The sequence below is a fragment of the Burkholderia sp. D-99 genome (assembly GCF_011605345.1).
Classification (GTDB): domain Bacteria; phylum Pseudomonadota; class Gammaproteobacteria; order Burkholderiales; family Burkholderiaceae; genus Burkholderia.
Window position 1 is genome coordinate 1,057,777 of the sequence record NZ_JAAOXM010000002.1, and the last position, 13,540, is coordinate 1,071,316.

Genomic DNA, 13,540 nt, shown 5'->3' on the forward strand with positions numbered 1-13,540 from the left:
TGCGGCGTTACTGCGCGGCCGGACTGCTTGCAGGTGCCGCCGGTGTGGCCGGCACGGTCGCCGAACCGGACGACGCCGGCATTGCGGCCGATGCCGCAGCCGGTGCAGCAGCAGGCGCGCTCGCCGGCATCGCGTTCTCCGCACCCGGATCGTCGTACTGCGGCAACCCCGGCGCGGCCGGTGCGTTGTTCGGGGCGGTACCCGATGCGCCGCCCGATTCACCCGGGTCCTCGTAGTTCGGCAACCCCGGCACGGCAGGCGTCGCGGCCGGCACAGCGCCCGATTCACCCGGTTCGTTGTAAGTCGGCAGCGTCGCCGACTGGCTGCGATACGTCAGCGACTTGCGCTGCTGCAGGTACGCGTCGCGCACGAACGAATACGGATCGAGCGCGGCCTGCTTCAGCAGGTCGGTCGCGCCGAGCAGATCCGAACGCGCGCTGATGAACTGCGCGATGTACATCGGGTTGCGCGCGGCCGGCTCGATGTAGTTCAGCAGGTTGAAGCGCACGTCCACCGCGCGGCCGACGCCGTCGCGGAACGTGCTCGGCCCGAACACCGGCAGCACGAGATACGGGCCGGACGGCACGCCCCAGCGTGCGAGCGTCAGGCCGAAATCCTGGTGATGCTTCGGTAGCCCGGCCGGCGTCGCGATGTCGATCAGGCCGGCGACGCCGAACAGCGAGTTCATCGTCACGCGCATCAGATCCTGCGTCGCATCGGTGATGCGCAACTGCAGCAGGTTGTTCGCCATGTTGCCGAGATCGCCGAGGTTCGAGAAGAAGTTGCTGATCGCGGTGCGTACCGGTGTCGGCGTGATCTTCTGGTAACCCTTCGCGATCGGCTGGGCGATGTTCGAATCGACGGCGTCGTTGATCTTGTACATCGTCCGGTTCATCGGCTCGAGCGGGTCGTTGGGGTTGCGGTTCGGTCCCGTCGCGCAGCCGGCCAGCACTGCGCTGGCGGCAACGGTCGCCGCAATGATTCGCACCTTATTCATTGATTCCTTGCGATTGGTTCTTGGCGCGTTTGACGCGCGGTTTGCCCATCAGGACGGGCTGGAACACCACGGCGCCGATCAGCGTGCAGGTCAGGGCCAGTGCGAGCAGCTTGCCCATGCTCGACGTGCCCGGGTGGTGCGACAGCCACAGGCTGCCGAATGCGGTCGCCGTCGTCGCGGCGCTGAACAGGACGGCATGCGTGAGGCTCGAGTGCAGCAACCCGGTTTGCCCCGCGCGCCACGCCATCACGAAATACACCTTGAACGCGACGCCGACGCCGAGCATCAGCGGCAGCGCGATGATGTTCGCGAAGTTGAGCGGCATGCCGAGCACGACGCACAGTTCGAGCGTCACGACGCCCGACACGAGCAGCGGCACCAGCGTGCGCAGCACGTCGCCGAAGCGGCGCAGCGTGACCCACAGCAGGATCGTGATCGAGATGATCGACCACAGTGCCGCATGCAGGAACGCGTTGATGATCGTGTCGGCCGAATGCAGGATCGAGATCGGCCCGCCGGTCGTGCCCGGCTCCGCGGCCTTCACGGTCTTCGCGAAGCGGCGCAGCATCGTGTCGTCGTTCGGGTCGACGCCCTTCGGCACCTTCGGCGAAATCTGCACGAGCGCATGGCCGTCCGGCGCGACCCAGTCGCGCACGAGCTGCGGCGGCAGCGATTCGCGCGTGATGTCCTGCGGCTGCAGCAGCGACGCGAGCTGGTTGAGCGCGATGCGCAGCGTATCGGAGAACGCACGCTCGGCGCGGTCGCGCGTCGCGGCGTCTGCTGCGGCGAGCTTCGCGAGCGACGCGGACAGGTGCTGCGCGGCGGCCGCGCCCGGGCCCGGGTGATCTTCGGCCGCGTAGCTCAGCAGGTCCGACAGCCGCTTGAGCGCGGCGACGCGCTGCGCGTCGGTCGCGGGCGGCGCGGCCGGTTGCGTCAGCGCGGGCAGCAGTTCGCTCGCGGCCGCGGCGATCGCTGCGCGCTTGGCCGGCTGGTCGGCAGGGATGAAGGTCGACAGCGTGGTCGTGCGGCCGACTTCAGGCAGCGCGTCGAGGCGCTTCGCGGCCGCGTCGGCCTCCGCGAGCGACGGCGCGAGCAGCGTGACGTCGTTGACGGCGGCTTCGGGGGAATCCTTCAGCGCGAGCAGGGTCGCCATCGATTCGCTGTTCGGATCCTTCAGGTGCAGCGGGTTGAAGTCGAAGCGCAGGAACGCGAGCAGCGGCAGCGCGCCGACCACGACCACGAGCGTGCCGATCAGGATCGGCTTGCGATGGCGATCGAGGTAGTCGTCGACCGGCGCGAGCCACGGGAAGCCCGGCGTCTTCGATTCGCCCGGCGGCGCGAACAGGCGCAGCAGCGCCGGCAGCAGCGTGAGCGTCGTGAGCAGCGCGACGAACATCCCGACGCCCGCGATGAGTCCGAGTTCGGACACGCCGCGATAGGCGGTGGGAATGAACGAGAAGAAGCTCGCCGCGACGGCCGCGGTGGCCAGCGCGAGCGGCATGCCCATCGAGTGCGCGGCGCCGATCAGCGCGTGATCGATGCGCGGATCGCGGAAGCGCTCCTCGCGGTACTTCACGCCGTACTGGATCGAGAAGTCGACGCCGAGGCCGACGAACAGCACCATGAACGCGACCGAGATCATGTTCAGCGAGCCGACCATCGCGAGGCCGAGCGCGGCGGTCACGACGAGGCCGACGAACAGCGTGACGAGCACCGAGCCGATCATCCGCTTCGAGCGCAGCGCCAGCCACAGGATGACGAGCACGGCGAGCAGCGTGAAGACGCCGTTGAGCGCCGCGCCGTCTTCGACCGACGCGAATTCGTCGTCGGCGAGCGGCTGCTCACCGGTCAGGCGTACGGCCGCGCCGTAGCGCTTCTCGAGATCGATCGAACGAGCCGCGTCGCGGATCACCTGGCTGGTTTCCGCGCCGGCCTTCAGTGCGCCGTAGTTGACCACGGGCTGCACGGTGACGAACGCGCGCGCGGGCTGCCGCGCGGCATCGCTGTCGACCAGCGCGCGCCACGAGAATGCGGCCGGCTTGCCGGCCAGCACGTCGTCGACCGTCGCGGCGCTGCGTGCGAGCAGCTTCGCCATCGTGGGCAGTTTCACCTGGCCGGTCAGGAGCGGCTGGCCGAGCGTGGTGGAGAGTGTGGTCGCGAGCCCGGTGAGGCTCGGATTCTTCGCGAGTTCGTTGACGAGCGGGCGTGCGCTCGCGAGCTGCGACGTGGTATCCGTGACCTCCTGCGGCGACAGGAACAGCAGCCCGTTGTGCTCGAAGAACGGCCCGCCGCCGGGCTCGGCGACCTGGCCGATGCGGCCGGCTTCGGCATCCTTCTGCAGCGCTTCGGTCAGCGCATGCGCGGCGGCGTTCGCGAACTCGGGCGCAGGCGCCTCGACGACCGCGAGGATCGTGCCGTTGCGTTGCGGGAACGCGTTGTCGACGGCCTGGCCGAGCGCCGCCCATTGCGGTTCCGCATCGACGAGCTTGCTGATGTCGGTGTTGATCTTGAAATGTTGCGCAACGTAGACGCCGCTGAGCGCGGCGATGACGAGCGACAGGACGACGACCCAGACGGGGCGGCGCACCGACCATGCAACGAGTCGGACGATGAGAGATGTCACCATGTGGCGGTGGGGAGCGGCTGGCAAGGGCAAAGTAGTCAAGTATACCGGCGCAGCGTGGCGGCGGTCGTGACGTTGGGGGTTTCAGGGAGGGAAGGAGATTTGTTCGCGACGGCGGAATCGATATCGATGGCCAGCCGGTTGGTAAGGGGATATTTACATAATCGGCGCCGCGCTGCTTTTTCGCGCCGCTGCACGCCTGTGACAAAGGAACCTGAAAGGTAACAGTCGGTCACGGCGGCACACCGAGGCGTCAGGCCCGGTATACTTTGCATCGTCGGCCGGTGCAATGAACCGGTCGTTTTTTCTCATCGAGCGATATTCGTATGAAACGTCATCTGTTTGCTTTCGTCGCGGCGGCCGCCGTGTCGGTTTCCGCTTTCGCGCAGAGTGCGCCGGTCGATATCGTCCGCAATGCGGTCGAGGGCACCGTCACCGCGATGAAGGCCGATCCGGCCGCACGCGGCGGTGATATGGCGAAGGTCACGCAGGTCGTCGAGCAGCGCTTCCTGCCCGCGACCAACTTCGAGCGCACGACCCGCATCGCGGTCGGCGATGCGTGGAAGCAGGCCACGCCGCAACAGCAGCAGGAGCTGTACAAGCAGTTCAAGCTGCTGATGACGCGCACCTACGCCGCGTCGCTCGCGCAGCTCGGCAGCCAGGACGCGAAGTTCTCGTTCAAGGCCGGCGGCGCGTCGGGTGCCGACGCGCTCGTGCAGTCGACGGTCTCGACGCCGGGCGACAGCCAGTCGGTCGGCTATCGTCTCGGCAAGGTCGGCAACGACTGGAAGATCTACGACATCGACATGTCGGGCGCGTGGCTGATCCAGGTCTACCAGGGCCAGTTCAAGAGCCAGCTCGCATCGGGCGGGATCGATGGCCTGATCGCGTATCTGCAGAAGCACAATTCGCGGACGAATTGACGGCCGCTGCGCGGTTCGGAATCCGGATGCATGAAGGGCGCCCTCGGGCGCCCTTTTTTGTTGCGGGCCGCGCGTGCGGCGCCCACCTGCGATGCTTCATGCGCCGACGCCGAGCATCCGCAGGCAATCGTCGACCACCGCATCGACGAACGCGGCGCGATCCGTTTCCGGCGCCGCGATGATGTGATCGGTCGCGCCGTGCACGCCCGCATAGATCAGCAGCGCGGTGACCTGCGGGTGTGCGAGCCGCCACGTGCCGGCCCGTGCGCCGCCGTCGAGAATCGCGCCGAGCTGCTCGAGGATCGCGTTCTTGTCGGCATTCGTGCGATCGTGGTGATGGTGATTCGCGTAGACGATATCGTGCGTGCGGAAGGTCGCGGCGTAGGTTTCGATGCTGGTGCGGATCCACGCGCGCAGGCGCGCGAGCCAGTCGTCGGCGTCGCACGCGTCCACCGCGTGCTGCAGCCGGTCGAGGAACGACGCCGTGTAGCGCTGCGCGAGCGCGGCGAGCATGTCGGATTTCGATTCGAAGTAGTGATAGAACGTGCCTTTCGCGACCTGCGCGTGCTCGACGATCTCGCTGATGGTCGTCGCTTCCACGCCCTGCGCGAGGAACAGCGTCTCGGCCGCGGCCATCAGTTCCTCGAGTCGTACTTCCGCCGGCTTCGTGCGCGGCAACTTGCCCGCCGGCGCGTCGTCTTTCACTGTCGTGGTCCCTGCTTTTGTCCTGTCCGTCATCGCGCGGCTCGACGCCCGTTCGTGCAAAGCCCGCAGTTTAGGCCAGCGCTCCGTTCACGGCCAACGCAATTCATTGACCGACGGTCAGTCGATATATATGATGAGAACCATTCTCATCTTTGTGCCCGTGAAGGGCCGACCGCCATGCCTCGCTACCGTCGCGCCGCACTTGTCCTGGCCGCCTGTCTCGGCACCTTTCTCGCCACGCTCGACATCAGCATCGTCAACGTCGCGTTGCCGACGCTGCAGACGGCGCTCGATACCGACATCGGCGGCCTTCAGTGGGTCGTCAACGCGTATGCGCTCGCGCTGTCCGCGTTCATGCTGTCGGCCGGGCCGCTCGGCGATCGCTACGGGCACAAGCGCGTCTGGCTCGCCAGCGTGATCCTGTTCACGGCCGGATCGGTGGTCTGCGCATGCGCGAGCCGGCTCGGGCCGCTGCTCGTCGGGCGCGCGATCCAGGGGCTCGCCGGCGCATTGCTGATACCGGGCGCGATGCCGATCCTCACACATGCGTTTCCCGATGCGCGCGAGCGCGCCCGCGCGATCGGCGGATGGTCCGCGTTCAGCGCGCTCGCGCTGATCCTCGGGCCGCTGGTGGGCGGCCTGCTCGTCGAGCATGGCGGATGGCAGAACATCTTCCTCGTCAACGTGCCGATCGGCATCGTGACCGTGCTGCTCGGCGCGTGGGGCATTCCGGAGCGTCGGCATCCGCAGCATGCGGCGTTCGATCCGCTCGGACAGGCGCTGAGCGTGGTCTGGCTGGGGTTGCTCACGTACGGGCTGATCGGCATCGGCGAAGCCGGCGTGGCGAACGTGAAGGTGTTCGCGCCGCTGGTGGGCGCCGCGGTGGCGTTCGTCGTGTTCGTGCGGGTCGAAGCGCGCGTCGAGCGGCCGCTGCTGCCGGTCTGGCTGTTTCGCGACCGGCGGCTGGTGCGCGCCAATCTCGCGTCGTTCGTGCTCGGGTTCTCGGGGTACAGCAGCCTGTTCTTCCTGTCGCTGTTCCTGCAGCAGGCGCAGGGGCGCACGCCTGCCGCGGCCGGCTGGCAACTGATGCCGCAGTTCGTGATGACGGCGCTCACGTCGACGCTGTTCGGGCGCATCGCGGCGCGCATTCCGTTGCACGCGCTGATGGTGGCCGGCTACGGTCTGATCGGCGGGATGCTCGCGGTCATGGCAGGCTTCGGTGCGGGAACGCCGTATGTGCCGGTCGGCATCGCGCTGGCGGTGCTCGGGGTCGGCATGGGGCTCGCGGTGCCCGCGACCGGCATGAGCGTGATGGAAATGGCGCCGGCCGAACGCGCGGGCATGGCGTCGGCGACGATGAACGCGTTGCGCCAGACCGGGATGAGCATGGGCATCGCCGTGCTCGGCAGCATGATGAGCGTCGGGGCGGTACACCGGATGACGGCCGCGATGCAAGCGGCTGGCAGCCCGCAGGCGGATAAGCTGGCACGGCAGGCGGTGATGGAGCATGTATTCGCGGCGGGGCAGCCGGCGCTGCTCGGCGCGTATCGGGATGCGATGGCGTACGGGTTTTCGATCGCGGTTTCGTGTTCTGGAATCCTATGTATCTGGGTCGCGGCAATGCTGATGATGCAGCGTGAAACGAAGAAGCGATCGGAACGCGCGGCGGCGTGCGTGACGTCTTCACAGCCGGAATGACGTGGCGTGCGGGCCGGCCGCGCCTTTCGCAGCGAATTGCTGCGTCGGGTGTGCCTACCTTCGCCGATGCTCGACCGCGAACTTGATCAGCTCGGCCTGCCCTTCGATCTCGAGCTTGCGTTTCAGGTTGAGCCGATGCGTTTCCACCGTACGCACCGATAGCCCCGTCTGCTGCGCGATCTGCTTGCTCGACAGCCCTTGCGCCAGTGTGTCGAGGATGTCGCGTTCGCGCGGCGTGAGCCGGTCGAGCGGCGACGTGTTCGCGCTCGCGTGGATCATCCGCGCGGCGAGCCCTTCGCTGAAGAACGTCTGGCCGGCCAGCACCGTGCCGATCGCGCGCACGATCTCGCTCGCGGGCGAATCCTTCAGCAGGTAGCCGCTCGCGCCGGCCCGCACGGCCTGCGTCACGTATTCGACGTTGTCGTGCATCGACAGCATCAGCACGCGGATGCCCGGAAAGCGTTCGTGGAACACGCCTGCGAGCGTGATGCCGTTCATTCCGTTCATTCCGATGTCCATCAGCGCGAGATCGGGTTCGAGCGACGCGGCGAGCGCGAGCGCCTCGTCGGCGTTGCCGGCTTCGCCGACCACGGACAGGTCGGCCGCTTCGAGCCGCATCCGCAAGCCGTCGCGCACGAGCGGGTGATCGTCGACGAGCAGCAGTCGGGCGACGGGCCGGGCGGTGTCGGGGGCGCTCATGGGCAAAAGGTCTCCGGTGATGGGGGCGTCAGGCGGCGCCGGGCAGCGGCACACGCGCGGCGACGATCGTGTGGCCGACCTGCGACGTGATCGTCAGCATGCCGCCGAGCGCGTCGAGGCGCTCGCGCATGTTGCGCAGGCCGATGCCGCGGCGCGCGTCGGCCTGCGAGCGTTCGGCGTCGAAGCCGCAGCCGTTGTCGGCGATGGTCAGCGTGACGGAGTGCCCGCCGACGTCGAGCGTGACGGCCGCGCGCGATGCCTGCGCATGATGCACGATGTTGCTGAGCGCTTCCTGTGCGATCCGGAACAGCGCGGTGTTGACCGCCGCGGGCAGCGGCCGGGTGCCGCTATGCGCAACCTGCGTATAACCGATGTCGATGCCGCTTTCGGCGCCGAGCTCGCGCACCAGCTGCTCGAGTGCCGCCGCGAGGCCGAGATCGTCGAGCATCGCGGGACGCAGCGCATGCGAGATGCGCCGCACTTCACGCAGCGTGTCGCCGAGCCGCACGACGCCCGACGTCAGCGCCTGCTCGGCCTCGGGCATGCGCGCGGTACCGCGTTCGAAGCGCGCGAGCGCGGATTCGAGCATCAGCTTCGCGGACACCATCATCTGGCTGATCCCATCGTGCAGCTCGCGTGACAGCCGCGCTCGTTCCTGCTCCTGCGATTCGACGACGCGCTGCGCGAGCAGCTTGAGCTTCGCGTCGGCACTGCGCGACTCGCTGACGTTCAGCACCAGCGCGCACACGGCGATGGCGGCCGCCCCCGTGAGCGCGATCGCGGTGAGCCAGCTCATCGTGCGCTCGATGTTCGCGGACGCGCGCGCGTCGATGCGCTGCAGCGCGGTGTCGACATCGTCGAGATAGATGCCGGTGCCGACCATCCAGCCCCAGCGTTCGAGCGCGATGACGTAGCCTAGCTTCGGCGCGACGCGGCCCGTCGACGGCCGCTGCCATGCGTAGCGCACGTAGCCGCCGCCGCTCGACGCCGCGCCGATCAGCTTCTGGATCGTCAGCGCGCCCTGCGGGTCACGCATCGACCAGTAGTTGTGGCCGACACGCTCGGGCTCGCGCGGATGCATCAGCGAATTGCCGTGCAGGTCGTACACGAAGAAATACCCGTCGGGGCCGAAGTCCATCTTCTGCAGCATCGCAAGCGCCTGCGTGCGCAGCAGCGCGTCGTCGCGCGCGTTGCGGCCGCTCGCGTCGTAGAGCGGCATGATCGCGCTCGTCGCGAGCTCGACGTAGTGCTTCAGCTCGACTTCCTTGCTCGACAGGTACGCGGCCTGGATCGTCGCGTGCTGCGTGCGCGCGAGGGACGTCGCCTGCTGGCGCACGCCGAAGCCGATGCCGGCGATCGCGAGCAGGAACGGCACGATGGCCAGAAGGAAGATCTTTGCCTTGAGTCTCATGGTGGTGCGAAGCGGCCGCGTGCCCGCGCGGGCGGCCGGGCGAAGCAGCCGTGCGGCGGCGTGTCGAGGCGACATTGTCGGCGATTTTGCGCATGGGCGGCGACGGCGGCCCGGCGGCCGCCCTGCCGTCGCCCGGCGGCTGCCCGTTCAGGCCTGCCGCGCCGCGAGGCCGCCGGAGGCGGCCGCGTGCACGACGATGCGGTTGCGCCCGCCTTCCTTCGCGCGATACAGCGCGTCGTCGGCCAGCTTCAGCGCGGCCTGCATGTCGTCGTCGTGTTCGGGATAGCTCGTCGTCACGCCGATGCTCACCGTCAGGCGGCCCGACGTGCCGGCGTCGTGCCGGATGCCGAGATCGAGGATACCGGTGCGGATCGTCTCGGCGATCAACACCGCGCCGTCCGTGCTGACGTCGGGCAGCACGACGACGAATTCCTCGCCGCCGTAGCGCGCCGCGTAATCGGCCGGGCGGCGCAGGCAGCCGGCGATGCAGTGGCCGACCGCGGCGAGCGCGTCGTCGCCGGCCTGGTGCCCTTGCGTGTCGTTGTAGCGCTTGAAGTAATCGACGTCGATGAACAGCAGCGACAGCGCGTGCTGCGAGCGCGCGGCCCGGCGCCATTCGCGCGCGAGCGTGACGTCGAGCATGCGGCGGTTGTCGAGGCCCGTGAGGCCGTCGGTGCGCGCGAGCGCCTGCAGTTCGGTTTCCGCGCGGTGGCGCTTGCGCAGCTGCACGTCGAGCAGCAGCGACAGGCCGACGAAGCCGATCGCGAGCGCGGCCATCGCGGAGCCGATCGGAATCGCACGGTCGTACCACGCGGCGTAGGTATCCGCTTCCGAGCGTGCGACCATGATGATGAGCGGCAGTTGCTCGAGGTGGCGGAACACGTACAGGCGCCGCACGCCGTCGATCGACGCGGTATCGGCGAAGCTGCCTTCGCTGGCGGTCATGAACCGCCGGAACGTGCTGGCCCGGCTGATGTCGCGGCCGACGATCTTCGGGTCGTACGGCTCGCGCGCGAGCATCTTGCCATCCGTGTTGATCAACGCGATCGAGCCGCGATCGCCGAGCGACAGCCGCGAGAACAGGTTCTGGAAATATTCGAGCCGGATCGACATCACGGCGACGCCGCCGAACGAGCCGTCGGGTTTCGTGATGCGCCGGCTGAGCGCGATGCTCGGCGAGCCGCCGCGCAACCGCGAATGATACGGGGGGCTGACGTACAGGCCGATGTCGGGGTGGTCGCGGTGCACCGTGAAGTACGGCTCGTTGCCGAAATTGGCCTTGCGCGGCACGTCGCTCTTGCCGTCGACCGCGATGTCGCCCTTCGCGTCGAGCACGTAGATGCCGCCGAGGTACTTGGCCGTCGTCGCACGGTCGAACAGCACCTGGCGGCGCAGCGGCATCGGCAGCCTGACGACCTCGGAGTCGTTCTCGCCTTCGACGACGGCCTGCAGCGACAGCGAATAGATCTCGATGTTGCGCTCGATGTCCCACGACGCCATCAGCGCGAGATTTTGCTGCATCGCGGCGGAGCGGTCGCGCGCGTCGATGCGGCCTTCGTACAGCACGATTGCGCACAGGGACAGCAGCAGCAGCGCGATCAGCAGCCCGGTATAGAAGATCAGGTGCGGCAGCAGGAACCGGCGCAGATGAGCGGCGACACGGCTCGTCAGGCCGGATTCGCTGGGCATTGCGTAGTCGGTTTCTGCCATGGTCCGTGGATCGATGGGCATTGCCGCCGGGCGGCGGGCCGATGCGATTGTTCGTATGGCGTGCCGGCGGCGATCCGTCACGCGGCCATTCCGACGCCTTCCTGCTCCGGCGGAGAAAATGGGCGCCGATTTTCGGCAATCGCGGACAGATATACCAGTAAATCAAGCATTCACTGGTGACATCTGCGCCGATTCGACGATCTGACGAATCGGGCAGCGCGAATTCAACGGAGTATAACGCGCGCGTCCACGCGCGCGGAAAATGTTGCGGTCTGTTGATCCCGATCAAATTACAGTGAATTCCCGGGCTTGCGAATATCGGGCAGAGCGTTATAGCGCAAGGCTTTGCGGCATGAACGGCGAAACCGTGGCGCGCGGCTGCCGGTTCCATCGGGTTAACGGTCGGCGAGCGAAAAAAATGAAGGCATGCGATATGTGCCGATTATTCGTTTCAACAACCGGACGAACGCGAAAATGAAAACGGGCGGCCGTTGCGGCCGCCCGTTTCGTGAAGCAGGCGTACGGGCTTCCGGCATACGGGCTCCCGGCATACGGGCTTCCGGCATGCCGGAAACCCGCAGCACGCCCCTGCTTATCCGCCGTGCTGTTGCGCCTTGAACGCGAGCCGGAACCGGTGCAGCAGCGGCTCGGTATAGCCGCTCGGCTGCGACGTGCCCTGCAGCGCGAGCGCGCACGCGGCCTTGAACGCGGTCGACTGGTCGTAGCCGGGCGCCATCGGGCGATAGTTCGGGTCGCCGGCGTTCTGCTGGTCGACGACGCGCGCCATCCGCTTGAACACGTCGAGCACGAACGCCTCGGTGATCACGCCGTGGCGCAGCCAGTTCGCAATGTGCTGGCTCGAAATGCGCAGCGTCGCGCGGTCTTCCATCAGGCCGACGTCGTGGATGTCGGGTACCTTCGAGCAGCCTACGCCCTGTTCGACCCAGCGCACGACGTAGCCGAGGATGCCCTGCGCGTTGTTCTCGACTTCGCTCAGGATCTCGGCCTCGCTCCACTCGGCGCGCTCGACGACCGGCACCGTCAGCAGGCCTTCGAGCAGCGTGTCGCGTTCGCTCGCGTACGGCGTCTTCTCGAGTGCCTGCTGGACGGCCTGCACGTCGACGAGGTGGTAGTGCAGCGCATGCAGCGTCGCGGCGGTCGGCGACGGCACCCAGGCGGTGTTCGCACCGGCGCGCGGATGCGCGATCTTCTGCTCGAGCATCGCGTGCATCAGGTCCGGCATCGCCCACATGCCCTTGCCGATCTGCGCGCGGCCGCGCAGGCCGGCCGACAGGCCCGCGAGCACGTTGTTGCGCTCGTACGACTGGATCCACGCCGACGATTTCATGTCGCCCTTGCGGATCATCGGGCCCGCTTCCATCGCGGTGTGCATCTCGTCGCCGGTGCGGTCGAGGAAGCCGGTGTTGATGAACGCGACGCGCGCGGCGGCTGCGGCGATACACGCGGCGAGGTTCACGCTGGTGCGGCGCTCCTCGTCCATGATGCCCATCTTCAGCGTGTTGCGCGGCAGGTTGTACAGATCCTCGATGCGCGCGAACAGCGTATCGGCGAACGCGACTTCGACCGGGCCGTGCATCTTCGGCTTCACGATGTAGATCGAGCCCGTGCGCGAGTTGCGCTTCGCCTTCAGGTCGTGCAGCGAGCACAGCACCGTGACGACGCCGTCGAGGATCCCTTCCGGAATCTCGTTGCCGTCGCGGTCGAGCACCGCGCCGTTGGTCATCAGGTGGCCGACGTTGCGCACGAACAGCAGCGAGCGGCCGTGCAGCGACAGCGTGCCGCCGTCGGGCGTGGTGTACTCGCGGTCGGCGTTCAGGCGGCGCGTGAAGGTCTTGCCGCCCTTCGCGACTTCCTCGACCAGCGTGCCCTGCATCAGGCCGAGCCAGTTGCGGTAGAGCTGGACCTTGTCGTCGGCGTCCACCGCCGCGACCGAATCCTCGCAGTCGATGATCGTGCTGACCGCGGCTTCGAGCACGACGTCCTTCACGTTCGCGAGATCGGCGCGGCCGATCGGCGTCGATGCGTCGATCTGGATCTCGAGGTGCAGGCCGTTGTGCTTGAGCAGGATCGCGGACGGCGCGTCGGCCGCGCCCTGGTAGCCGACGAACAGTGCCGGTTGCGCGAGGCCCACGATCCCCTTCGCGGTTTCGATGGCGAGCTGGCCGTCCTGCACGCGGTAGCGCAGCGCGTCGCGGTGCGAGCCGCTCGCGAGCGGCGCGGCGTTGTCGAGCACGTTGCGCGCGTAGTCGATCACGCGCTGGCCGCGCGTCGGGTTGTAGGTCGCGGTGCGTTCGGCGCCGCCGTCTTCGGGCAATGCATCGGTGCCGTACAGCGCGTCGTACAGGCTGCCCCAGCGGGCATTCGCGGCGTTCAGCGCATAGCGTGCGTTCGACAGCGGCACGACGAGCTGCGGGCCGGCCTGCGTGGCGATCTCGCTGTCGACGTTCGCGGTGGCTGCCGCGACGTTCGACGGGACCGGTACGAGGTAGCCGATTTGTTCGAGGAACGCGCGGTACGCGGCGTGGTCGCGCACGGGGCCGGGGTGCGCGCGGTGCCAGGTGTCGAGTTCCTGCTGCAGGCGGTCGCGTTCCGCGAGCAGCTCGCGGTTGCGCGGCGCCAGGTCGTGCACCAGGGCCGAGAAACCGCTCCAGAACGCGGCCTTGTCGATGCCGGTGCCCGGCAACGCTTCGTTTTCAATGAACTGGCTCAGCGCTGGCGCGACTTGCAGTCCTGCTTGGTCGATCATCGTTAAT

At 67.9% G+C, this 13,540-nt stretch carries 9 protein-coding genes; 2 read left to right on the forward strand and 7 right to left on the reverse strand.

Translation table 11 applies throughout. From position 1 onward, the window contains the following. Positions 1–7: 7 nt before the first annotated feature. Positions 8–997, reverse strand: a complete 990-nt coding sequence (locus HAV18_RS11995) for a VacJ family lipoprotein (RefSeq protein ID WP_166955804.1) — start codon at positions 995–997, stop codon at positions 8–10. Beyond that, the gene (locus HAV18_RS12000) at positions 990–3,623 is read right to left on the reverse strand and encodes an MMPL family transporter (protein ID WP_166955806.1); all 2,634 of its coding nucleotides are present in this window, start codon (positions 3,621–3,623) and stop codon (positions 990–992) included. Before HAV18_RS12000 ends, HAV18_RS11995 begins: the two co-directional genes overlap by 8 nt. 323 nt (positions 3,624–3,946) lie before the next feature. Between HAV18_RS12000 and HAV18_RS12005 the strand changes: the two genes are divergently transcribed. Then, positions 3,947–4,543, forward strand: coding sequence for a phospholipid-binding protein MlaC (locus tag HAV18_RS12005; protein ID WP_166955807.1), 597 nt, complete (start codon positions 3,947–3,949; stop codon positions 4,541–4,543). Between the two features lie 96 nt (positions 4,544–4,639). On the opposite strand, the gene HAV18_RS12010 is transcribed toward HAV18_RS12005, so the two are convergent. Next, the gene (locus HAV18_RS12010) at positions 4,640–5,281 is read right to left on the reverse strand and encodes a TetR/AcrR family transcriptional regulator (protein WP_166955809.1); all 642 of its coding nucleotides are present in this window, start codon (positions 5,279–5,281) and stop codon (positions 4,640–4,642) included. A gap of 144 nt (positions 5,282–5,425) precedes the next feature. On the opposite strand from HAV18_RS12010, the gene HAV18_RS12015 reads away from it, so the two are divergent. After that, positions 5,426–6,946, forward strand: a complete 1,521-nt coding sequence (locus HAV18_RS12015) for an MFS transporter (protein ID WP_166955810.1) — start codon at positions 5,426–5,428, stop codon at positions 6,944–6,946. Between the two features lie 54 nt (positions 6,947–7,000). Here HAV18_RS12015 and HAV18_RS12020 read toward each other — a convergent pair whose 3' ends face one another. From HAV18_RS12020 to HAV18_RS12035, 4 genes are all read right to left on the reverse strand, one after another. Beyond that, a complete protein-coding gene (locus tag HAV18_RS12020; protein WP_166955811.1) occupies positions 7,001–7,645 on the reverse strand; it encodes a response regulator transcription factor in 645 nt (214 codons plus the stop codon). A 28-nt stretch (positions 7,646–7,673) separates the two neighbouring features. Then, a complete protein-coding gene (locus HAV18_RS12025) occupies positions 7,674–9,056 on the reverse strand; it encodes a cache domain-containing protein (protein WP_166955812.1) in 1,383 nt (460 codons plus the stop codon). Positions 9,057–9,203: 147 nt separating this feature from the next. After that, entirely contained in the window at positions 9,204–10,766 is a 1,563-nt protein-coding gene (locus HAV18_RS12030) for a sensor domain-containing diguanylate cyclase (RefSeq protein WP_166955813.1), read from the reverse strand. Between the two features lie 592 nt (positions 10,767–11,358). Beyond that, positions 11,359–13,533 carry a malate synthase G gene (locus tag HAV18_RS12035; protein ID WP_166955814.1) on the reverse strand — a complete coding sequence of 725 codons (2,175 nt, stop codon included), beginning with the start codon at positions 13,531–13,533 and terminating at the stop codon, positions 11,359–11,361. Positions 13,534–13,540 lie beyond the last annotated feature (7 nt).

Coding starts and splice junctions, on each gene's coding strand:
- HAV18_RS12010 (WP_166955809.1), bottom strand. CDS start 5,281: ATGACGGACAGGACAAAAGCAGGGACCACGACAGTGAAAGACGACGCG.
- HAV18_RS11995 (WP_166955804.1), bottom strand. CDS start 997: ATGAATAAGGTGCGAATCATTGCGGCGACCGTTGCCGCCAGCGCAGTG.
- HAV18_RS12035 (WP_166955814.1), bottom strand. CDS start 13,533: ATGATCGACCAAGCAGGACTGCAAGTCGCGCCAGCGCTGAGCCAGTTC.
- HAV18_RS12025 (WP_166955812.1), bottom strand. CDS start 9,056: ATGAGACTCAAGGCAAAGATCTTCCTTCTGGCCATCGTGCCGTTCCTG.
- HAV18_RS12005 (WP_166955807.1), top strand. CDS start 3,947: ATGAAACGTCATCTGTTTGCTTTCGTCGCGGCGGCCGCCGTGTCGGTT.
- HAV18_RS12000 (WP_166955806.1), bottom strand. CDS start 3,623: ATGGTGACATCTCTCATCGTCCGACTCGTTGCATGGTCGGTGCGCCGC.
- HAV18_RS12015 (WP_166955810.1), top strand. CDS start 5,426: ATGCCTCGCTACCGTCGCGCCGCACTTGTCCTGGCCGCCTGTCTCGGC.
- HAV18_RS12020 (WP_166955811.1), bottom strand. CDS start 7,645: ATGAGCGCCCCCGACACCGCCCGGCCCGTCGCCCGACTGCTGCTCGTC.
- HAV18_RS12030 (WP_166955813.1), bottom strand. CDS start 10,766: ATGGCAGAAACCGACTACGCAATGCCCAGCGAATCCGGCCTGACGAGC.